Source organism: Bacillus sp. NSP9.1, assembly GCF_000465465.2.
Lineage (GTDB): Bacteria > Bacillota > Bacilli > Bacillales > Bacillaceae > Bacillus > Bacillus sonorensis_A.
Genome location: NZ_CP048273.1, coordinates 2,751,698 through 2,773,530 on the forward strand (window position 1 = coordinate 2,751,698; position 21,833 = coordinate 2,773,530).

The 21,833-nt window shown below is 46.2% G+C and carries 24 protein-coding genes, 1 other RNA gene, 1 pseudogene and 1 riboswitch; of the genes and pseudogenes, 5 read left to right on the forward strand and 21 right to left on the reverse strand.

What is annotated here, in order from left to right; translation table 11 throughout:
- The first annotated feature begins 120 nt into the window (after positions 1–120).
- On the forward strand, positions 121–387 hold the full coding sequence (locus M654_RS14250; protein WP_026587548.1) for a DUF2564 family protein: 267 nt from the start codon (positions 121–123) through the stop codon (positions 385–387).
- Between the two features lie 35 nt (positions 388–422).
- On the opposite strand, the gene M654_RS14255 is transcribed toward M654_RS14250, so the two are convergent.
- On the reverse strand, positions 423–608 hold the full coding sequence (locus M654_RS14255) for a zinc-finger domain-containing protein (RefSeq protein WP_026587549.1): 186 nt from the start codon (positions 606–608) through the stop codon (positions 423–425).
- Positions 601–1,282, reverse strand: a pseudogene (locus tag M654_RS14260) (reverse transcriptase-like protein). Before M654_RS14260 ends, M654_RS14255 begins: the two are co-directional and overlap by 8 nt.
- A gap of 76 nt (positions 1,283–1,358) precedes the next feature.
- Between M654_RS14260 and M654_RS14265 the strand changes: the two are divergent.
- The 3 genes from M654_RS14265 to sspL are packed head-to-tail and all read left to right on the forward strand — an operon-like array spanning position 1,359 to position 2,634.
- The gene (locus M654_RS14265) at positions 1,359–2,060 is read left to right on the forward strand and encodes a queuosine precursor transporter (RefSeq protein WP_026587551.1); all 702 of its coding nucleotides are present in this window, start codon (positions 1,359–1,361) and stop codon (positions 2,058–2,060) included.
- Complete coding sequence (locus M654_RS14270; protein ID WP_026587552.1) at positions 2,050–2,445, forward strand: reverse transcriptase-like protein; 396 nt, start codon at positions 2,050–2,052, stop codon at positions 2,443–2,445. The genes M654_RS14265 and M654_RS14270 overlap by 11 nt, the downstream gene beginning before the upstream one ends.
- Positions 2,446–2,487: 42 nt before the next feature.
- Positions 2,488–2,634 (forward strand): small, acid-soluble spore protein L, encoded by a 147-nt coding sequence (sspL, locus tag M654_RS14275; RefSeq protein WP_026587553.1) that lies wholly within the window; start codon positions 2,488–2,490, stop codon positions 2,632–2,634.
- Between the two features lie 13 nt (positions 2,635–2,647).
- Here the strand turns inward: sspL and M654_RS14280 are convergent, their stop codons facing one another.
- From M654_RS14280 to M654_RS23600, 13 genes are all read right to left on the reverse strand, one after another.
- Positions 2,648–3,535 carry a 5'-3' exonuclease gene (locus M654_RS14280; protein ID WP_026587554.1) on the reverse strand — a complete coding sequence of 296 codons (888 nt, stop codon included), beginning with the start codon at positions 3,533–3,535 and terminating at the stop codon, positions 2,648–2,650.
- A 93-nt stretch (positions 3,536–3,628) separates the two neighbouring features.
- Positions 3,629–3,778: a hypothetical protein gene (locus M654_RS23595; protein ID WP_179115717.1), complete on the reverse strand. Its 150-nt coding sequence runs from the start codon at positions 3,776–3,778 to the stop codon at positions 3,629–3,631.
- Positions 3,779–3,856: 78 nt separating this feature from the next.
- Positions 3,857–4,126, reverse strand: a complete 270-nt coding sequence (locus tag M654_RS14285; RefSeq protein ID WP_026587555.1) for a YpbS family protein — start codon at positions 4,124–4,126, stop codon at positions 3,857–3,859.
- Positions 4,127–4,193: 67 nt separating this feature from the next.
- On the reverse strand, positions 4,194–7,760 hold the full coding sequence (locus M654_RS14290; protein WP_026587556.1) for a dynamin GTPase: 3,567 nt from the start codon (positions 7,758–7,760) through the stop codon (positions 4,194–4,196).
- 136 nt (positions 7,761–7,896) lie between these two features.
- On the reverse strand, positions 7,897–7,986 hold the full coding sequence (gene fbpC, locus M654_RS14295; protein WP_035428152.1) for a Fur-regulated basic protein FbpC: 90 nt from the start codon (positions 7,984–7,986) through the stop codon (positions 7,897–7,899).
- Positions 7,987–8,048: 62 nt separating this feature from the next.
- A complete protein-coding gene (locus M654_RS14300) occupies positions 8,049–8,552 on the reverse strand; it encodes an isoprenylcysteine carboxyl methyltransferase family protein (protein WP_026587557.1) in 504 nt (167 codons plus the stop codon).
- A 1-nt stretch (position 8,553) separates the two neighbouring features.
- Positions 8,554–9,657 (reverse strand): type III polyketide synthase, encoded by a 1,104-nt coding sequence (locus M654_RS14305; RefSeq protein ID WP_026587558.1) that lies wholly within the window; start codon positions 9,655–9,657, stop codon positions 8,554–8,556.
- A 52-nt stretch (positions 9,658–9,709) separates the two neighbouring features.
- The gene (locus tag M654_RS14310) at positions 9,710–10,261 is read right to left on the reverse strand and encodes a GNAT family N-acetyltransferase (protein ID WP_026587559.1); all 552 of its coding nucleotides are present in this window, start codon (positions 10,259–10,261) and stop codon (positions 9,710–9,712) included.
- Between the two features lie 72 nt (positions 10,262–10,333).
- Positions 10,334–11,650: a nucleobase:cation symporter-2 family protein gene (locus M654_RS14315; protein WP_026587560.1), complete on the reverse strand. Its 1,317-nt coding sequence runs from the start codon at positions 11,648–11,650 to the stop codon at positions 10,334–10,336.
- Entirely contained in the window at positions 11,647–12,231 is a 585-nt protein-coding gene (locus M654_RS14320; protein WP_026587561.1) for a xanthine phosphoribosyltransferase, read from the reverse strand. Before M654_RS14320 ends, M654_RS14315 begins: the two co-directional genes overlap by 4 nt.
- 118 nt (positions 12,232–12,349) lie before the next feature.
- Positions 12,350–12,449: riboswitch (purine riboswitch) on the reverse strand.
- Positions 12,450–12,588: 139 nt separating this feature from the next.
- On the reverse strand, positions 12,589–14,091 hold the full coding sequence (locus M654_RS14325) for a carboxypeptidase M32 (protein WP_026587562.1): 1,503 nt from the start codon (positions 14,089–14,091) through the stop codon (positions 12,589–12,591).
- Positions 14,092–14,215: 124 nt separating this feature from the next.
- On the reverse strand, positions 14,216–16,135 hold the full coding sequence (locus M654_RS14330; RefSeq protein ID WP_026587563.1) for an ATP-dependent DNA helicase: 1,920 nt from the start codon (positions 16,133–16,135) through the stop codon (positions 14,216–14,218).
- A gap of 110 nt (positions 16,136–16,245) precedes the next feature.
- Positions 16,246–16,422 (reverse strand): hypothetical protein, encoded by a 177-nt coding sequence (locus M654_RS23600; protein ID WP_179115715.1) that lies wholly within the window; start codon positions 16,420–16,422, stop codon positions 16,246–16,248.
- Between the two features lie 273 nt (positions 16,423–16,695).
- On the opposite strand from M654_RS23600, the gene M654_RS14335 reads away from it, so the two are divergent.
- A complete protein-coding gene (locus M654_RS14335) occupies positions 16,696–17,196 on the forward strand; it encodes a hypothetical protein (protein WP_026587564.1) in 501 nt (166 codons plus the stop codon).
- Between the two features lie 107 nt (positions 17,197–17,303).
- Here M654_RS14335 and M654_RS14340 read toward each other — a convergent pair whose 3' ends face one another.
- The 6 genes from M654_RS14340 to M654_RS14365 form a co-directional block, all read right to left on the reverse strand.
- Positions 17,304–18,455 carry a THUMP domain-containing class I SAM-dependent RNA methyltransferase gene (locus tag M654_RS14340; RefSeq protein ID WP_026587565.1) on the reverse strand — a complete coding sequence of 384 codons (1,152 nt, stop codon included), beginning with the start codon at positions 18,453–18,455 and terminating at the stop codon, positions 17,304–17,306.
- Between the two features lie 94 nt (positions 18,456–18,549).
- An RNA gene (rnpB, locus tag M654_RS14345) (RNase P RNA component class B) lies at positions 18,550–18,936 on the reverse strand.
- Between the two features lie 49 nt (positions 18,937–18,985).
- Complete coding sequence (gpsB, locus tag M654_RS14350) at positions 18,986–19,285, reverse strand: cell division regulator GpsB (RefSeq protein ID WP_026587566.1); 300 nt, start codon at positions 19,283–19,285, stop codon at positions 18,986–18,988.
- Between the two features lie 80 nt (positions 19,286–19,365).
- Entirely contained in the window at positions 19,366–19,917 is a 552-nt protein-coding gene (locus M654_RS14355; RefSeq protein ID WP_026587567.1) for an SLOG family protein, read from the reverse strand.
- A gap of 97 nt (positions 19,918–20,014) precedes the next feature.
- Positions 20,015–20,278, reverse strand: coding sequence for a CotD family spore coat protein (locus M654_RS14360; RefSeq protein ID WP_026587568.1), 264 nt, complete (start codon positions 20,276–20,278; stop codon positions 20,015–20,017).
- A 262-nt stretch (positions 20,279–20,540) separates the two neighbouring features.
- On the reverse strand, positions 20,541–21,827 hold the full coding sequence (locus M654_RS14365) for a ribonuclease H-like domain-containing protein (RefSeq protein ID WP_026587569.1): 1,287 nt from the start codon (positions 21,825–21,827) through the stop codon (positions 20,541–20,543).
- Positions 21,828–21,833: the final 6 nt, after the last annotated feature.

The window sequence follows — 21,833 nt, forward strand, 5'->3', positions numbered from 1 at the left end:
AATATAGACTTATATTTTTCAGGTTCAATAGTTATATCGGATTAATTTTATGATATTTTTTCTTTTTTGGCACATAAAAATGCTTCTTTTTTTAAAAAATAAAGCCGGAGGTGTTTGATCATGAAATCAGAGCGTCACGATGATATCAATACAGGGTTCAATCAGCGAAAGCAGCTTGAATTAGCTGTGGAAACCGCGCAAAGAACAACGGGGATGGCGACTAGGCAAAACAGCTCCACCCTGCTGAAATCGGCTTATCAATCAATTGAAGACGCAAGAAAACTGTCACAGTCTGAAGAATTGTCCGCTTTGGATGAGGATTTTTTACATCAGCAGCTGGCGATATTAAATAACTGTGAACACCAGCTTGACGAAGCACAGCATTAAAAACAAAAAAACCGCCATAAAGCGGTTTTTTTCTGTCAGTTTTTATTTGTCAGCTCTTCTCCATATGTACGGAGCTTTTCGCCGACTGTGCATTTTGAAATGCAGAATGCATGTGCATACGTTTTACCGTATTCTTTTCTGAAATGTTTTTTGATAAAACACCCATCACAATACGTATCATGCAAATGGGCGAGTTCTTTAAAAATCTCCTTCTTATCCAAGGCTTTCATCTCCGTTATTGATCTAATTTCGTGCAGCTTTCCACCATGGTATGCTCAAGCATTTTTTTTGCAAGCTGATCCGCTTCCTTATTGTCTTTGCGGCTGATTTGCATATAGGTCGGTGTGAGCTTTAAGCGATTGAGCTGTTTTTCGATTCTGTCCAGCCACTTCGAGTGAACCGGATCATAGCATGGCCAATTTCCTTCGAGCTGATTCAGCACGACAAGCGAGTCCCCTTTGATGACGACGGAATTCCGGCTTGCGCCAAGATCTCTCAGCTCGTTTACGGCTTCATAGAGAGCTGCATACTCCGCCTCGTTGTTTGTCGTCAGCCGGAAGCTTTTATTTTTTCTGATCCGATACCTCTCCCCGCCGAGGGAATAGTATATCACGATGCCCAAACCGGCAAGCTGGCTCTCTTTGTCATAGCTCCCGTCAAAAAACACCGTGATGTCATCCGGTTCGTGCGCAAGCTCTTCTTTTAGCTTTTCGAGCTCTTTCAGCGTCCAGAAGCTTCCCTTTTCGTCCTCAAATTCGAGTTCTTTGACATACGGATATTGAGAAAGCTGGCGGCCGAGCGTTACAGCATCATTTGTCTCAATCCATTCGTCAGCCGTAAATGAAATGGATGGCGATGCTTTCAATTTTATTTTCATACATGCTCTAAGTTTCACAAAATCACCTTTATTCAAATCTTGGCTTGTTATGCTATAATCAAAACAGTTTATTTTAGAAAGGAAGTACCTGTTCTTGTATAACGATTTGCTTTGGATTGGTTTTGCAATCATTCATTTTATCATTGTTCTCTTTTTTTTCAAACGATTTGGCAAAATCGGCTTATTTGTCTGGATCGGATTTGCGACAGCTGCGGCGAATATCGAAGTCACAAAAACAGTCGAACTGTTCGGCCTGACAGCAACGCTCGGCAATATCTTGTACGGCAGCGTGTTTTTTGCGACAGATGTGATCAATGAAAGATATGGCAAAGAAGAAGCGAAAAAAGCCGTTTCACTTGGCTTTTTCATCCTGATCAGCCTGACCGCCGTCATGCAGGGGGCACTGCTTTTCAAGCCGCATCCGTCTGATATCGCACAGCCGGCGCTTGAGACGATTTTCGGATTTCTGCCGCGCGTTGCGCTTGGAAGCCTGCTTGCGTATATCATCAGCCAAACCCTTGATGTTTATGTATATTCGGGGATCAGAAGGTTATTTCCTTCCGATCGCGCCTTATGGCTGCGCAATAGCGGGAGCACCGCCGTCAGCCAGCTTCTCGATACATTGATTTTTACGAGCGTCGCTTTTATCGGCACATATCCTGTTGGTGTCTGGGTGGAGATTTTTATCACCACATATGTGTTAAAATTTGTCGTCGCCCTTTTGGCAGCGCCTTACGCATATGCCGCCAAAAAGATCACCCCTCTGGATGAAAGGAGTGAAACCGATGCCGGTTGAGGTATATATTGACGGAGCAAGCGCCGGCGATCCGGGCCTTTCCGGACTTGGCATCTTTATTAAAAACGGGGCACAGTCTGAATCATTTTCTCTGCCCGCCGGCCGATTAAGCAATCACGAAGCGGAATTTTCGGCTCTGATCGAAGGGATGAAGCTTTGCGCCGAAAGGCAGTACCCGATTGTTTCGTTTCGAACAGACTCTGAGATCGTTGAGCGTGCAGCGGATTTGGAATTTGTCAAGAACGAGGCATTCAAGCCTTACCTTGATGAAATTCTCCGTCTGAAGAAAGCTTTCGATTTGTTTTTTATTAAATGGATCCCTTCCAAAGACAATCAGACGGCTGACAAATTGGCGAAACAAGCGATTTTGCTCAATTCCGAGTAAAAGCGGCTTTTTTTGCGCATCATAGTCCTTGAGGTGGTTCAAGTGGATAAACAACAGCCTGCCGGAAAAGGCCGTCTGACCGGCGGAGTTACGCCGCAGGGAGACATTGTCACAAACCGGCATAACCAGCACACAGATCCAAAAACCGAGCTTGAAAACAGGGCGAAAAAAAGCAATACAAAACATTAGAGAGATCGATTGTTTAACCGATCTCTCTTTTTTCCATTTTTATAAGCAGTGGTTCAATGCCCCTGATCTGATGCATTCTCAGCATGTCCCTGGCCTTGTCAAGCGACAGCGAAAAGTCGGCATCTTCCAATGAACACGACAGCGGCACATCGCATTTGATTTCAGCGAGTATTTTAGACAGTTTGAGGTCTTCAAGGCTTTCGGCGATTTTCTTCTGCTGGCTTTTTGTCAGCTGATCGAGGTTTTCAAGCATCTTTTCCACGGTTGAATACTCCCTGATCAGCTTGTAAGCCGTTTTTTCGCCGATTCCTTTGACACCGGGATAATTGTCGCTAGCATCCCCCATCAGCGCTTTAACATCGATCAGAGCATTCGGCTCGATGCCTGTTTCTTCAACAAATGTATCTTTTGTATACACTTTGTAGTTGCCGATCCCTTTTTGCATCAATGCGACTTTGACAGTGCCAGCCAAAAGCTGCAGCAAGTCTTTATCTCCCGTGAGGATGGTGATATCCGCTTTTTCGCGGAACAGCGCTGACAGCGTGCCGATACAGTCATCCGCTTCAAACCCCGCGAGGCCAATGTTTAAAACACCCAGCTCTGCTGCGGCTTCCTTTGCCAGGTCAAACTGGGGAACCAATTCAAGCGGCGGCTCGCCGCGATTTGCTTTATAATCCTTAAATAAATCATTGCGGTATGTTTTGCTCCCCATATCCCAGCAGCAGACGACATGGCTCGGTTGAAACGCCTCCACCGCCGTCAGCATATGCTTTAAAAAGCCGTGAACCCCGTTTGTGGGAATTCCTTTATCATTCATCATAAAATTCCGGTGTACCGCCGTTGCGAAGAACGACCGGAATAAGAGCGCCATCCCGTCAATAAGCAGCAGCTTCTTCGTCATCACTTTAAAACTTCCTTTCACTATACAATGCACCTATTGTACCACAGGAGCAAAAATGATCAAAACAGCGCCCAAGGACGCTGTTTTGATTGGTTATTCCTGATGGTTTTTCTTGTTTGAGATCATCTTCGCGGCTTCCATTTGCGCATAAGAATCAGAAGAAAACTCGGTATTAAAACCGTTTTTCTTTTTAGCGTTATTGTTGCGCTGCGCATTTGCATTGCCGAGCTTTGTTCTTCCCATTAACCTTCACCTCCAGCGGGCGGCTTGGATCTATTTTTTGCAATAAATCGAAAGCGCACTCGCGGAAGGATCAACCAGCTATGCGCGCGCGCTTTTACGGCTGACATATTCCTCGATCATTTCTTTGGTTACAAGCCGCCTTTCCGGGACGATGCCCTTCTTGGACAGTTCGTTCATTTTCCCCGTAATGTGATTGATGTTCTCGGTGGAAAACGGTTCATGTCGTTCACACTTGATCACGGCTTCCTCTATCGCTTTTTCTCTTTCCTGTTCGAGAAGAATGAACGCCTTGATATGCTGGTGCTGTTTTTTGGAATGTGCTGATATCGCTTTATGGACGTCTGTCATCGGTTTATCCCCTTCTCTTTTTATTTAGTCTATCATGCTTTCTTTCATGTATCCACATTCAAATTGGCTATGAATCGATCCCGGAGAGCCATTCACCCGCTGACGTATAGGCCTTTTCGATTTTGTCCCTGTCACCGCTTTCTAAAGGTTCGTGGAAATACGTTTCTTTTTGCTCGCTGATCTGCGTGAAAGCGGCCTGAACAGCAGCCTCCTCCAGATGGCGCGCGCTTTTTTCGGCGCGGCTGAAAAAAGCCTGTTTTTGCTCTTCAACCCAGTCGGCTGTTATCTCGGAAAGCTTTGAGGTGAGCGCTTCGATCAGCCTCGCTTTTCCATTTTGCTGAAAAAATGACTTCGGTGCTTTGAATGGTTTCAGCTCATCTTTAAACAATCCCTCATCTGCCGGAGGCTCCGCCCATTCTGCGCTGTTGCCTTCCGGAGACTCTGGGGCGATATGAACGGAAAAGTATGGATTGTCCGCTATTCTCTGCTTGATGGCCGCAATCCACTGCTTGTCGGTGATGCTGATCATCTCCTGCTCCAGCCGAATGTCGAGGGCTTTCAGTTCCTGCACGCATTCAAACGCATACTCCTTCAAACAGCTTTTCAAAGCTTTTTGCAGATTGTGCAGCCAACTCCCGTTTTGCAGGCCGGGATGAATCGCTGCTTTGAACAAATCATGCGCATAAAAAGACAGGCGCTGCTTCATATAATAAAATTGCTCTTCGATATCTTTTTCGATCATCTGAAAAACGGCGGACCCTTTTTCGACCTCGGCTATCGCTGTGCATGCGGCTTCATAGGCCTTCGCGATTCGCTTTTTCTCGGCTTCCGCTTCTTGTGCGGAGCGATGGAGAGAGCGGCGGAGCTGAATCACTGTCTCGCACAGCTTTTTGCCTTCATATATCAGCTGATCGACGGCCGCTTTTGTCAAGCCGTTTTCAATAAAATCGTCGAGCGCTTTTTTCAAGAAGCCGAAATCGTTAAACGACGAGGATTGACCGCTCAGTTCCTGTTTGCTTGAGACGTGATAGAAATGCGGATGCTGAATCCCTTCTTTCAGAAGCTCTCCCCTCACATATTCTTCGACTGTCCTCAATTCTTGCGAGCTTTCAGCCAGATCTGCCGCGTTTAAAATAAAGAACATTTTATCCAAGCTGAAAGCGTCTTTGATTAATCCAAGCTTTCGCAAAAACGACCGGTCCGCTTTGGAAAACGCATGCTGGTAATATGTGAGGTAAAGGAGGGCGTCAGCATCTTTCATATACTGAAAAGCGAGCTCAGTATGCCGCTTGTTGACGCTATTGGCCCCTGGCGTGTCGACAATCGTGATTCCTTTATCGGTGACAGGTGTGTGCAAATAGACGGTCACTTCCCGCACGACGCAGGCCGTTTCCTCTTCAGCCACATAGGGCTTTAGCTCGCCTGAGGCAATCGTTAATATATCCTGGCTTATGATAAAGTCGCGGAATCGTTGATACGCCTTGGCAAAATGTTCTGTGATGAGACGTTCATCATCATCGAGCTTGCCTTTTTTCAATAGGTGCTCAAGCTTTTCCGCAAGAGTGCCTCTTTTTAGAGCGGATATTTTCCCATCTAAAAGCTGATCCAGTTCGGCGGCGATTTCCGCTTCTGTTTTAAAGGATACATCAGCCGTCCCGTCTTGTTTGGCTCCCTTCGGTTTTGTGATTTTATTGATCGTTGCCGTTGTCGGCGTCGGAGAGGACGGGAGCACTTTTTGGCCGCAGAGCGCGTTGGCAAAAGAGGATTTGCCTGAACTGAAAGCGCCGAAAAGCGCCAATGTGAACTGTCTTGACTGAAGCCGCTCCGTTTTTTGCAAAAATGCCTCCCTCTGCTTTTGTAAAATCGGGATGCCTTCTAGATGACGGGCGAGCTCTGCAAATTTTTCCATGTATTCTGAAACGTTCATTTTTTGTATCTGTGTCTTTTCCGCAATGTCTGTTTTTTGGGAAATTCCGCTGTCACAAGGCGCGGCGGTCGCAAATGAATCTAGCACCGCCGCTTTTTCGGCCGCGTACCAGCCGCCTTGATCGGTGCCGTCTCCTCCGTTTTCCCACAGCTCCCAAAGACGTTTTGCCTTTTGATATGATTGCTGCTGCTGCTTCAGCCGTTCTTCTAATGCGGCGAGCTTCGCTTTTTCTTCTTCATATTTGCCTGTTGCCGCCTCCATGGCCCGCATTTCGTTTTGCTCCAGCAAGCTTCTAAACTGATCAATGAGCGGCTGGGCGCTCCGTTTTGCCTCTCTTCTGATGTTTTCAGCCAGATCCTTTGTATAGTTCAGCACATATTCAGACGTCAGTGAAGCCCCTTTTTTCAGCGAACGGAGCAAGTGGTCTTCACCTATGTCTGTCGTGAACTGCAAAGTTTGCTGCAGCAAATCATCGCTCTTAACCTCATAGCGGTTCATGTACGTTTTCAACACTTCTATGATGTGCCAGTCGATTTCAGCCTGGACCCTATTTTGGACGTCTGAAAGAAAGGCTTTTTTGCGCTTTTGTTTTTCTTCAAGCGTTTTCGTTTTGCTGAAAATAAACCCTTTTTTAAAGCCTTTATCGGTTGATTCCAAATAGGATGCTGCAAGCTCCCTCATATGAAATGGGGTTACATTCGCATTTTGAATGATGGTTTGGATTTCTTTTCTGATTTGTTCCTCCGCCTGTAGACGTTGATCTGCGGATTTGGCCAGCTGCTCATTCAGCGACTCGACTATGTTGGCCTGGGAAGCGGTTTCTTCGGCAAGGGATGAGTCCTCATCAGTGATGAGCATCTCAGCATGCTCATTCATTAAACGGACCACTTTTTGCTCGGTATAGGAATCCAATTGTTGTCCAGCCTGATGCTGCAGGCGCTTCAGCACGTCACGCAGCCGCTTGAATTCATTAAGAGGGTGTTCAATATCTGTTACCGATGTAAAAAAGAGATGATCCTCGCCGATTCCCTCTTTCTTCAGCATGTTAAGGACCTCATGTTTATAGCTGGCGAAATCCGTTTCTGTTTCATCGTGACGGTCAACTTGGTTGACGATAAAGTAGATGTTCGGAATTTTTTCTTTTATTGAACGAAGAAAATTGATGTTTTCCTCAGAGTGGACGTGATTGTAATGAACGACATAAAACAGTGCATCGGCCTGATGAAGAATCGAAGAGGCCGACAGAAAATGGGCGTCATCTGTTGAATCAATTCCGGGCGTGTCAATCAGGACGGCGTGAGGCTCGAGTCCGGAAAACGGCCCCTCGATTTCCACCATTTCAATTTGGCTGCCATCCTTGCAGTAGGCCTGCACTTTTTGTTTGTCATAAGCGCCCTTTAGCTCGGCGTATTTCCCATCGGTCGTGTGGAGCGCGGTTTTCAATTCTCCCCGGCGGACGAGGACGAGATTCGCGCTTGTCGGAATCGGACTGGTCGGCAAAACGTCTTCCTGAAGCAGCGCGTTGACCAAAGACGATTTTCCCGCCGAATAGTGGCCGGTTAAAGCGATGTAAACTTCTCTTTTTAGCCATTTTCGGATGATGCCCGCAAGCTGTGCCGCCCGCTTGTGATCTCCGTTTTTCTTCAGCTCGCTGAAAACAGCTCCGGCTCTTTTCGCCAGATCGTCTTTTATGTTGATGTGTGCCATGATTCTTACCCCTTTTATGCTTTGTTGTTAGCCACCTTAGCCCTTTTCCCCCATTTTACACAACATTTGTGTACTTTTGTTCACATTTTGCAAGAAAACATAAAAAAAGCCGCCGTTACAGCAGCTTTGCTTTATTTTATGCGGAGCGCTTGGCTATCCCCTTTAAGACAAACCCGATCAATAAGCTGTATGTACTCACAGCTGCCAGAAGAAAAAACATCGTCATAATCGCTCACCATCCTGTAATGAGAATGTTTTTCATTATTATACACGAGGTGAGAATCATTTTCAATGGCATAATTCTTTCAGCGCCCTTTCTTCGGCACGGATGCGGATCAACATCAAGACGGCATTTGAAACCGTGAATATTACTGCGGTTAAATACGCCTGAAACAGCAAGGGAAGGAGAAGCAATTCAAGGGCTACAGCCACATAATTCGGATGTCTGATCCACCGGTACGGACCTTTTCGAATAAGATCCGTTCTTGGGATGATGAGAATTTTTGTGTTCCAGCACTTTCCTAAAGAAAACAGTGACCAGTAGCGAAGCACCTGAACGAGGACAAGCCCCGCCAAAATGAGCGCTGCAGATGGTGCGGTTCCGCGCTGAAAAATGATATGTTCCCAAATCAAAGAAATGAAAAAGAGGACATGCATGGCGACGATATACGGATAGTGGTACTTGCCGTATTCGACAGCCCCCCGCTTGAACGCGTATTTTTCATTGCGCTTTGCAACCGCAAGCTCAATCAGCCGCTGGCCGATAAAGATGATCACAATCGTCCAAAACATGTCAACCACTCTCTTTTTGCGTCCATTCTATCAGGAGAAGTTCTGAAGAGAAGCCCGGACCCAGCGCTCCCATAAGACCGTATGTTCCTGATGGGGGGGTGTTGTTTAGCATATACTCTTTGAGACAATACAAAACGGTTGCCGAAGACATATTGCCGTGCTTCGCCAAAATCTTCCGTGAGCTTTCAAGGTGTTTTTCAGAAAAACCCAGACTTTCTATATAGGCATCAAGCACTTTTTTTCCGCCCGGATGAGCTAAAAACACCTCGATGTCGGGAAAACCGACATGCTTCTGCTTGAGAAAGGCTTCTACATCCGTCTTAAAATGGGTCTTGATCAAGGACGGAATATCCCGGGAAAAAACGACTTGAAAACCACTGTTTGCAATCTCCCAGCCCATCACATCTTCAGTGTGTTTTAAAGTGACCGACTGTGAACCCCGCACTTCCGGAAGCGTGTGAAGCTTGGAGAAAGCGGTCTCCGCTTTTGTTCCGCACATTAAAACAGCGGCAATTCCATCGCCGAATAGCGATGTGCCGATGAGATTGCTTTTCGTTTTATCCTGTACTTGAAATGTCAAACTGCACAGCTCCGCCGCGATGACGAGGACATGGGCCTTCGGAAAGGCTTTGCAGTACTCAAATGCACGGGCAATGCCTGATGCTCCTCCCGCACACCCGAGCCCCCAGATCGGAATGCGCTTCGTCCGATTTGAAAAGGGAAGAATGTTCATGAGTCTCGCTTCTATGCTGGGAGTTGAAATGCCGGTTGACGACACAAAAAAAACCGCTTCAATGTTTTCAAAAGGGCATTCATCTGTAAGAAACCGCTCATCGGTTAAGCACTTTGTGACGGCATCGGCACTGTGCTGAAGAGCCGTCTCTATGTACGCCTGATTTTTTTCCCTGAAGCTCTTTTCTTCTTTATACCATTCCAAAGGCATGACAAACTGCCTTGACTCGATTTCTCCATTTTTGAATGAAGCGAGCAGGCGATCAATGTCTTTAAAAGAATGTTTGAACATCTCCTTGGCAAATCGTGCGGCCTCTTCCTGATCCACATGAAAACGGGGAATGCTTGTTCCCGCCGATACGATATAGGCCATAGCACCACCTCTACCCTACAGCGTCTCCCAAAAAAAAATCTGTATGCAATCCTCATCTGACTGACTCAAAAAAATAAGCCATCAGCACCTCGTCTTCAAAAATTCCGTTTGCCAAAATTTGTTCCTTTTGCACACCCTCGATGATGAATCCGCTTTTTTTATATAATGCAAGCGCCGCTTCATTTGAAGGAAACACAGTCAGACACAGCTTATGGAGCGAATGGCGCCTGCACCAATCGAGTGTGTAGGACATGATTTTTTTGCCGATTCCAAGCCCCTGTGCCCTGCTGTGAAGCCATGTTCTGAACAGGCCGGTGTGCTTTTTCATCTGAAGTTCGCCGCGGATGACTCGGGCGATTCCATACACCTTTCCGTCCATTTCCACAGCCGCATACATATTATCCTTTTCTCTCATCTCATGGATAAAAGCCGTTTCTTCCTCAAGCGTCCGCGGACGCTCCTTTTGAATGTAGACGCCGGAATTCATCACATCCGCGACCGCTTCAATGATATCTCCCGCATCTTCCGGGCGGACGGGGCGGATCACTGCCTCTTTGCCGTCTTTTGTCCAGATGTGTTCGACATGCTCTTTCTCTGTACCCATCGGATAAGCCCCCCTTTTATACCGATAGTATGTCTTTTGACAGAACAAAAAAACCTCACGAATCGTGAGGTTTTAAACGGCGGATTTTTCGCCTGCTACCGTATCATGGCGCTCAATCGGACGGGAGAACGGGCGGATATGAAAGATCATATTCAATAAAATGGCGGTGAAACTTCCTGCGACAATCCCGTTTTCTGTCAAAAGCTTAAGCGCATCCGGAAGGTTTTGAAACATTTGCGGCACGACTGTCACGCCAAGGCCGATTCCGACTGAGCAGGCAACGATCAAAAGGTTCTCCTGTTTAGCAAAATCAACTCTGCTCAGCATCTTAATGCCGTAGGCGATGACCATGCCGAACATCGCCACCATAGCGCCGCCGAGCACCGGTTTTGGGATAATGGTCGTCAGGGCCGCGGCTTTCGGAAACAGGCCCAAAAGAATGAGAAATCCGCCTGCCAGAGCAATGACACTGTTCTTTTTGACGCCTGTCAGCTGAACGAGCCCGACGTTTTGCGAATAAGCCGTATAAGGAAAGGCATTGAAAATCCCGCCGAATAAAACGGCAATCCCTTCTGCTCGATATCCTTTTGCTAAATCTTTTTCCGACAGCTTTCTGTCCGTCAAATCACCCAATGCAAAGTAAACGCCTGTCGACTCGACAAGGCTGACGATTAATACAAGGGTCATCGTGATGATTGGTGTGATTTCAAACACGGGAGTGCCGAAATAAAAAGGATGAATCATCTGCATCCAGCCCGCGTTCGCCACTTCAGTAAATTCGACCTTCCCCATCAGGCTTGCTGCAGCTGTTCCGACAATGAGTCCGATCAAAATGGAAATCGATTTTAAAAACCCTTTTGTAAAACGGTATAAAAGGATAATCACCAAAAGAACCGAAAAGGCCAAAGCAAGATTTGACAGAGCGCCGAAGTCACTGCTGTTTTCTCCTCCAGCCATGTTGTTCATGGCAGCGGGAATCAGCGTAATACCGATCACCGTCACGACAGATCCGGTGACAACCGGAGGGAAAAACCGGACCAGCTTTCCGAAGAAAAAGGAAAGGATGATGATGATCACACCTCCGGCTATAATGCTCCCGTAGATGGCGGGAATCCCGTATTTTCCGGCAATCGCAATCATCGGAGAAACAGCCGTGAACGTACAACCCAGCACGACTGGCAAACCGATACCGAAAAAGCGGTTTTTCCAGACTTGAAGCAATGTCGCCAGCCCGCACATCAGAATATCGGCAGATACAAGGTAAGTGAGCTGCGCCGGAGTCAATCCGAGGGCATCTCCGACAATAAGCGGAACCACAACAGCTCCCGCATACATGGCGAGGACATGCTGAATACTTAGTGAAACGGCTTTACCGGCTGTGAGTTTCATGAACGAACCTCCTGTAAAAAGGTGACTTTACCGCCTGCAAGCGAGGCGATTCTTGCCAGTGACTCGACCCTGATTCCAAGTCCATCCAGTTCTTTTCTTCCGCTTTGAAATGATTTTTCGATCACGATTCCGATGCCGCTGACCTGTGCACCGGCTTGTTCGATGATGGAGACGAGCCCTTTTGCGGCTTGTCCGTTTGCCAAAAAGTCGTCAATGACAAGAACTTTATCATCTTTTGACAGATGGCTGGCCGATACGGCAATCGTGCTTTCTGTTTTCTTCGTAAATGAATAGACAGAAGCCGTCAGCAGATTTTCCGTCAATGTGAGGGATTGCCGCTTTCTTGCAAAAACGACCGGTACGCCAAGCTTCAACCCCGTCATGACGGCAGGTGCGATTCCAGAAGATTCGATCGTGACAATTTTCGTAATTCCTTCGCTTTGAAAAAGAGAAGCGAACTCTTCGCCGACGGCGAGCATGAGCGCCGGATCAATTTGATGATTTAAAAAAGCATCAACCTTCAGCACATCATCTGATAAAACAGTGCCTTGCTCTCTAATTTTTCGTTTTAGCTGTTCCATGAATAAACCCTCCGTTTATTGAAATGCCCTTTAACAAAAAAAGCATTGCCTGCTCAGTTCGACATACTGAGCGGGCAATGCTAAAAAAGACGAAAACCGTCTGCTGCATCAAGACGTTCGTTTACATGCGCCCACTCATAGTCGGACATTTACGGTGTCCGGTAGAAACTTGCGTGCCATATCCACGCGATTATACGAGTGATATAATGTATCAAATTATAACAACTTTCGCCCGGATTGGGAAGACTAAAACAAAAAATAACGAACCCGCAAGGTAAATTCAGAGGGAATCGTTCGTATTTAACAGAAAATTCAGACCTAAAAACCCTCCCGATACACCGGGAGGGTTTTTTTCGATTACAAATACAAGCTCGTGTATTTTTCTTCCAAGTAGCGGATTAAATAGCGGACGTTCAGTTCTTCGCCTGTCGCTGACTTTATCATATCAAGCGGTTTTTTTCTTTTGCCGTGGATATGGACGTGATCGGTCAGCCACTGTCTGATCGGCTGAAGATCGCCGTTTTCAATAAGCATGTCGAATTCCGGAAGATCTTTCAGCATGCTTGATTTCAGCTGCGCGGCATACATATAGCCGAGCGCGTATGAAGGGAAATAGCCGAAGTCTCCGCCGGACCAATGGACATCCTGCAAGATTCCCTTGGCATCGTCAGGCGGTGTAATCCCAAGATATGCTTCATATTTGTCGTTCCAAAGCTTTGGAAGATCCTCGACAGATGCTTCACCGCTGAAAATCGCCTTTTCAATTTCGTAGCGAATCATGATATGAAGCGGATATGTCAGCTCATCGGCATCGACCCGGATGAGTGAAGGCTTTGATTCATTAACCGCTCTGTAAAATCCTTCGGCTGTGACATCTGCAAATTGTTCGGGACAGACATCTTTGATTGTATTGAAATACCGTTTCCAGAAGCCTTGATGTCTGCCGATGAAGTTTTCGTAAAACAGAGATTGCGATTCGTGGATTCCCATTGAGGCCCCGTCTGCCAAATTGGTCCCGCTTAATGCTTCATCGATATTTTGTTCATAGATGGCGTGCCCGCACTCGTGAACCGTTCCAAAAACCGCTGAGCGTAAATCGGATTCGTTAAAGGCTGTCGTGACCCGGGCGTCCCCGCGGCTGATCGTCACCTGGAACGGATGAACCGTCTCATCAAGCCGTCCGGCATCAAAATCATACTCGAGCTCCCTTAAAAAGAAGTTGCATAGTTCGCGCTGCTTTTCTTTTGGAAAATGCTGATGCACAAAGCTTGTATCCGGTTTTTTCGGGCTTTGGGCGATCTTTTGGACGAGCGGTACGATCGCCTCGCGCAATTCGGCAAAAAGGCTGTCCAGCGCCTCCACGGTAACCCCCGGCTCATACAAATCCAAAAGCGCATTATAAGGATGCCCTTCATACCCCCAATATGTAATAAACCGTTTTTTAAAGTCGATGATCTTCTCCAAATAAGGGGCGAACAGCGAATAATCAGAGGCTTTTTTCGCTTTTTCCCAGACCGATTCCGCTTTGGATGTCAGCGTGGTATATTCTTTGAATTCGTCTTCGGGAATGTTGCAGTTTAGATCATACTCCTTTTTGGCTTCTTCAACCGCTTTCTGCGTATCAAACGGCAAGCTGTTTTTTTGAGCCCATAATTGATCCAGGAGCTCCTTCATCCGCTTTGATGTTTTCATTTGAAAAACATCGGCGGACAGCTGGCCGATCGCTTCAGCCCGGTGCTCTTCCCCCTTTTTCGGCGCACCGGTTCTCATATCCCAGTACATGACATTAATCGCTTGTTCATACTGGCTGATTTTTTTCAATGTGTCTAAAAATTCTTTTTCGTATGTATTGATGCTCATCATACCATCCTCCTCTTCCCATTGATGTTGATGAATTGTAATCAGACTAATGGAAATATTTACGAAAGTCAACTTTTTTGCAGTCGGCCGCAAAAAAAAGAAAAGCGAAAAAACCGCTTTTCTCTTACATATAGACGGGCTGAACAGAGAGAACAGCCTCCACCTCTTTTATGACGTCCCATTCTTTTTCATCTGCTATGAAAATGCCGATCGTGCCGCGGTCTTCATTTGACCGGATCAAACGTCCGATTCCCTGGCGCAGCCTTAACAGCATGTAAGGAAGATCGACTTCACGAAAAGCGTTTGCCACGCTGCTCCGCTTCGCTTCAAAGACCGGATCATGCGGCGGAAAAGGAAGCGACCAAATGATGACATTTTCCAGCGACGCGCCCGGAATATCGAGCCCTTCCCATAGATGGACAGAGCAAAGAACCGACTCTTCAATCGTTTGAAATTTTTGCACGATCGTGCTGATTTCTTCATCGCCTTCAAAATAGACTGGAAACGGCAGTGTTTCCCGGGATGCTTGCTGTTTAAACGCTTCAAGCTCCTCAAATGACGGGAACAGGATAAGCGTTCTCCCTCCGGATTCTTTCATGCTTGCAATGGCCGCATGTCCTTTTGATTCCGCGTCATCCATTCGGTGGATATGCACTTTCATCTGTTCTTCATAATCGTAAGGCGAATCGACCGTAAGCGATAGATAGTCGCGGATGCCGAGGCTCTTCGCCAAGTAATCGAAAGATCCGTTTTCCGATAATGTCGCGGAAGAAAAAATGAACGGAATCTCTTTGGAAAACACTTTCTCTCCAAGGACTTCCGATACCGTCCTCGGCATGACAACAAATGTCGATTCAAACTCTTTTCGTTCCAGCCAGCTGATCGCGTTCTTTCTGTACAAGGAAAGAGAATAAGCCATCTGCTCAAGGTATTCTTCGACGACTGTCAGCGCGTACTGGTCAATCGTGTACAATTCCCCTTCAAAAACGAGCGCTTCACCGATTTTTTCAAGCAATTCGTACAGCTCGCCGGCCGCGCTCTTCACTTTGGCATGATCCTTGATCCGCAGGCGGTCTGAACCTTCCGCTTTTTCAGCGCTCTCTTGAAGCAGGCTGAAAAATTCATCATTGACGCGGAGCGCTTCTTCCACAAGCTCTGCAAATTCCTCCCTGATGTCATTTCCGAGAAGGCGTTCAAGAAACATTTCCAATGTGGATTGTTTCACCCGGTATGTGAGCGCTTTTTGCGCCGCAAATTCAAGGAGATGTCCTTCATCAAAGACGACCGCGCTGTGGTCAGGCAAAAGCGGAAGCTGTCCTTCACGCTTTCTCGCTTCCTCTGTCCAGACATGCTCCATGTAGAAATCATGAGAACAGATAATGAAGTCCGTTGATTTCCGGTAATGGTCTCTTGACAGCGTCAGACCGCAGCGGTGCCGCATATCACAAGTCAGACAGTCTTGAAATGAATCATAACCGATTTCGGCCCATTCATCATTTGACAGAGCCGAATATTCCTTGCGGTCGCCGTATGGATAAAATGACTGCATGCCTTGGGACTCATGAACAAATTGAGGCAGCGCCTCATACAGATCAAGCCATTTCTCATCATCAGAGCGCTGCATCGTTTTCTCCAGCTTTTTCAAGCATAAATACTGGTCATGGGATTTGCTGAGCCGTGCGTCGATCGTCAGACCCAAGTGTTCGGAGATTTTTTGAATGTCCCCTTCTTTTTTGACAAGCTGCTCGATCAGCGTCTCGTCCGCACAGGCTATCACCGCGGGCTTCCCCGTATACCTGGCATAACTGAGTGCAAACAGAAGATAAACAAGCGTTTTTCCCGTTCCGACACCCGCTTCGGCAAACATGACGTTCTTTTCTTTAAATGCCCGCTCTAATTGAAAGGCCATAAAGATTTGCTCGTCACGCAAATCAAATCCCTTTTCAGGAAGAATATCGTAAAAGACATCACCAATCCAATTGTTCAGTTCTTCATAAAAATTTTTTGTTTTTGTTAAAGAAAAAGGCAGACGAGATGCTGTCACCCTGCTCCAACCCCCAACTATCAAGTTCTCAGAATTACTATCCTATCACTACGGCTAGAAGAATTCAACAAGAAAAAATTTCGCTAAAAAAAGCGGGGGGCCAGAAGCGTTTATTTCCGGTTAACCAGGTACGTCTGAAAGGGATGGTCTGTTGATTCCATATGACTGATTGCGTTTTTCAGATCTTCCTTTGCATATGTAAGCCGTTCTTCACCAAGGCTTTCCAGCTTGTTTGTTGTAGCCTCAAGCGCTTTTTGAATCATGTCGATATGCTCGTTGTTTAACATAACGTCACCTCTATACGAATGGAATAATCCCGAGTATATGCAGGATGATCCGCTTTTATACAGGCTGTTTTCACATTTTTTGCAAAGCTGTTTCCAGCGGCGAATGGCGTCTTTTCAGGAATTTGTCAACGCCTCTCACATCCCGGTGTTCTTGAAAAAGAGAGCTTTTGCTAGACAATGTGCTTTTGATCCAAAGCAACAACCCAGTCTATTCCATTTTTTCATCATATTCTGTAGGGAATTTAAAAATTATAGACAAAAGGTGGAGAGTTTATGTATTACTACGTACCGGCAAAAAAAGATTATTGGGATTATGATTATGATCCTTATCAAAAGCATGATGACTATTGCAAGAAAGATTTCTATTATCACGAGCCGTGCAAAAAGCATGATGACTTCTCTAAGAAAGACTGCTACCATCACGAGCCGTGCAAAAAACACCATGATTCCTACAAGAAAGACTGCTACTATTATGAGCCGCACAAAAAGCATGACGACGATTACAAGAAAGACTACTACTATTATGAGCCGTGCAAAAAATATGATGACTCCTATAAGAAAGACTGCTACTATTATGAGCCGCACAAAAAGCATCACGACTCCTACAAGAAAGACTGCCACTGCTATGAGCCGTGCAAAAAAGACTACGGATATGACCATTGCAAAAAAGATTATTACGATTATGAGCCGTGTAAAAAAGACTGCTATTACCGCGAGCCTCGCAAAAAATATGATCATTCATACAAAAAGAAAAATGATTCATGGATCGTCTAGTGAATCATTGGTTTAACCATGCCTTCCTTATCTAATCAGAAACCCCGCTTCTTTAAAAGAGCGGGGATTTTCTCCAAAAAAAGACGGCCTTTACCCGGCAGTCCGATTTATTCAGCTTTTTTTGGCCTTGGCGGCCTTTTGCCCCAATACTGATAATAATCCGTTTTAATAAAGCCGTTAAAAAGCTTTCGTTTTTTTGTCGCTTTTTTTCCGTAGCATTCCTCAAACCGTTCATTTGAAGTCAGCATATAAACAGACCATGTATCAAGCCCGGCAAATGCTTTCCCCATGTCCCTGTACATGTTTTCAACCGCCTGCTTTTCGCCGAGACGCTCGCCGTACGGCGGATTTCCGACAATGACACCATATTCCGCTTGTGTCGTAAAATCCTTTACCTGCATTTGTTTAAAATGAATGAGATCAGAAAGACCGGCTTCTTCGGCATTCGCTTTGGCGATCTCGATCATGCGGTGGTCGATGTCGTGCCCAAAAATGGCAAGCGGCTGATCGTAATTCGCCTTTTCTTCGACTTCCAGTCTCGCTTGATCCCAAGCCTCTTTTCCGATCCATTCCCATTTTTCAGAGGCGAAATCCCTGTTGAATCCCGGTGCGATGTTTTGTCCGATCAAAGCCGCTTCGATCGGAATCGTTCCCGAACCGCAAAACGGATCAACAAACGGCCTGTCCGGGGTCCAATTTGTCAGCAGGATGAGCGCTGCGGCGAGGGTTTCTTTCAGCGGAGCCTCCCCCTGGCCTGTACGATAGCCCCTTTTATGCAAGCCAACTCCTGATGAATCAAGCGTAATCACCGCTTTATCCTTCAAAAGCGAGATCTCTATTTTGTATTCAGGACCCGTTTCCTCAAGCCATTCGCTTTGCTTTCCGAATTGTGCTTTCAGCTTTTCGGCAATCGCTTTTTTCACGATCCGCTGGCAGTCGGGCACACTGGCGAGAACCGATTTGACCGATTTGCCTGTCACGGGAAAGGTCGCATTCTCAGGAATAAAGGCGCTCCAGTCAAGTGCTTTCGTTTTTTCAAACAACTCATCAAATGTTTTCGCCGTAAATTCGGCAACCTGGACCTTGACCCTGTCCGCCGTTCTCAGCCACAGGTTGGCTCTGCAGATGGCAAGAGCATCGCCTTTAAAAACCACTTTTCCATTGTCAACGGTACAGTCGTATCCGAGTTCCCGCACTTCTTTGGCGACGATGGCTTCGATGCCCATCGGCGCGGTTGCGATTAATGTAAAGGTTCTCATCATATCACCTGTTTTTATGTATTTTTTACATGATAAAAGCTCTCCTTTTGGCGGAGAGCTTATACATGTTCATGATCATTAATGGTGTGTAACGTTCTGTAAGCCATGTTTTGTTCCATCGTACTGCGGTCGGCTTTTTCAGCCTCGTACTCAGGTGGTAATCATCTATCTACAGAGTCATCTCTGTCCTTCTTTCCGTTCAATTCCTTCCAGAAGGTTCCCCTACCAAAATTTGGGTTTCTCGCTCGAGGGGTTTACCGCGTTCCACTCTCACCATTTCTAGTGAGACTTCGTCACTGTGGCACTTTCAAGGATACTCAGCCATATCTGAAAAGACGTAGGCTTTTTTCCTGCCGTCAGCCTGATACAGGCTGCCCTAGCTTATGGTTTCGCTAGGCACGAACACTACGGGCATCTCAGCACCGTGCGAGCATGGACTTTCCTCTACAGATTCAAAGATCTGCAGCGATTACCCGAACGTTAAGACATCCACTATTATACCCTACTTCCCATCAAAGGACAAGGTTTTTTCATTCATCGTATAATTTACTTCCAAATACATGTTTTTCCAAGTTGGACAGCCGTTTCAAGATATCAAAATTGGTCGTATTGGATTGTGCAGGCTGTCTCTTGCTGGCTTCTTCCAGCTGCTTTTTCAAATTCAGGTTCTCCTGCTGCAATTCCTCGATTTCCTGGTGGAAGGCTTCATAGTCTTTAATCACCATGTCCAGAAATTTATCAACATCTTCCTGTTTGTAGCCTCTGACGCCTGTTTTAAATTCTTTTTCTAAAATTTCTTTAGCAGAAAGCTTCACTTTATCAGCAAGCATCTTTTTCACCTCATATCGTGAATCATCATCTTATATTTTTTCAGAAAACGTGTGTGATGTCAAATTTTCTCTCCGGCTGTTTATTCTTCTGAAAAGCTGTGTTCTTCAACGGTCACTCTCAAATCATCCATCGTAATCGTGTAGATCGGATAATCGCGTTTTTCCTGGGCTTTTTTGGCCTCGTTCAGCATGTAAACCGGAGACCCTTCCACTTCTTCATCATAAAGAATCAGCAAGCCGTCAGATTTTTCAATAAAAAAACGGTTTTTCTGCCTAAATTGAACAGGGCTTTCATACGGCCTGTGCGTCAGGCTTTCCGTGTAGTCGCTTTGAGCTAATACGTCTTCATAAAGCTCCTTGTTTTTCTCATTCCAGTTCTTTTCCTGTTCCAAAAACGGAGTGATCACCGCCACCTTCAGCTCCGGATACTCTTCCTGAAGGGAAAAAGCGACCTGTGCCGTCCAGATTTCCGCTCCAAGCTGACCTGAGATGAGAATCCATTCGAGCCCTTCATCAAGCAAAGCGAGCATCCGGTTTTCAATGGCTTTTTTTATGTAAAAAAGGGCTTGATCATCTTGTTTAAATACTCCGATTTCAAACGGCTTGTACCCTGTGACAGCCAACACTTTCATTTGATCACCTGCTAAAAAATGGGGCCGGAATCCGCCCCATCTTTTGAAATATTCTGTTTCCGATCTTGATTCATCCTCGCAAAACGTCCGTCATGTTTTAGTAAGGGCCCATTCCCATTCCTGGGCCCATTCCCGGTCCTGGTACAGGTCCCTGTCCCGGGCTGACAAAATGCTGGTGGGAGGCCTCATTGACAGATGATTGTGTTTGCGGATAGTAATGGACGTGCTGAAAATGCTGATGATTAATATTGGTTGTATGCTGCGGATGAATGTGCGGAACGATCGTATTGCTTTGCGTATGATTATAACAGCATTGTGTAGGATGAACAATCGGCGACATCATGTTTGGTTTACAGTGCATGAACAAATCCCCTTTCCTAAAGCTTCTATATACACTACTAAACTATGAAGCAAGGGGTAAACATGTACTAATATAAAAACCTATTTTAAAAGTAAGCGATAAAGCTTTCCTTGAAATTGGTCAAAACAAAAACGATAAACAAGACAACGACAAAAAACAAATAAAACAACCCCTTATACATATCAGCGCTCCCTTCAAACATTTCTAACGTCATTTTACAAGAATCGCTCCGTTTCTACAATCCAAAACATGTTTCCAATGTTTACAGGCGAAGATCGTCGCTTCCTGCGCTTGCCCGGGGAATATTTTGCCCGTATTTCCTCTTCAATCGCTGACGGCGGAGGTCAAGGGCTTCTCTTTCTCTTTCCGTCAGCTCAACCTTTTCCGGGCTGCACCGCTCAAGAAGGTGCTGTGTCGTTCTTAAAGCCGCCGGTATATCGCGAACTTGATGTTCAAAATATTTGGCGAGCTCAATGCCGGCCCGGAAGACGGTCTTCCCGTCCGCGCCATTTTGCAGCTTCACCCATAGTCCGGCGGCTTTTTCAAGCTTGCCTTGTTTTTTATATTGCATCGATAAATCAAACGAGGCCCGTTCAGACTGTTCAAAACGCTCGAGTTCAAGCTCCTTTAGCTGCTCTGTCGCAAGCTCGGTTTCCCGGTTGGCCATGAGCCATTTAGCCAGCGCGTATTTTTCATTTGCTTCCGGTGTCTGATCAGGGGAAAGAATTTTCTTCGAGATATGGATATAAAGCGTAATTAAAGACAGGACGTCAAGCTCATTGTGATGCAAAACGCCTTCAATGATCTCCAGCCGTTCTTCCTTTAAAAATTGAAAATAGATCATCGGCGCGAGATACCCCGGTGTATCCTCCGTCCGCTGAACGCCGAGCTCTTCTTTTTCCACGGTGCTTAAAGACACGCGGTCGAATTTGTGCTTCCAGAGCCGCCGCGCCCCGTGAAGCAGGTCAAAGTGGCCGAAATCCGGGAGCTCGGGAACCCTGTCGCGGATCAGCGTGTGCCTCGTTTTGACCTGGGGCCAGTCAAAAGCTCGTCCATTATAAGTGACTAGCGATTTGATATCGACCTCGCTCAAAAAACTGTGGTAAAGCGCCGCTTCGTTTCCCGGCTTGGGCAATAGATGCTGTTTGACGACGACTTTGTCATCATAGACCCTGGCATGTCCGAGGAGGAAGATCGTGTTGCCCGCTCCCCCTCCGAGCCCGGTTGTTTCCGTGTCAAAGAAAAAAAGCTGGCTCGGGATGTATCCTTTGCTTGAAAGGTCGTGGGATACACCGCTCTGATTCCATTGATTGACCGTTTCATGAAGCTCGGCAAACGAGTACTTTCCGTGAACATGTGTCAGCGGATATTCGACTTCACGGATCAGGCAATAGCCGTCTTCAAACACGTACGGCCTTGCGCCGAGAGCAGTCCATTCTTTAGAAAACGAAGGGGCGGGATGCGCATTCTTGTCAGCTTGCTTTTCTTCTTTTTTTTGCGTATTTCCCAGGTGATGCTTAAAACGGTTAAGCTTTCTTTTTAAAGACATGTTCAA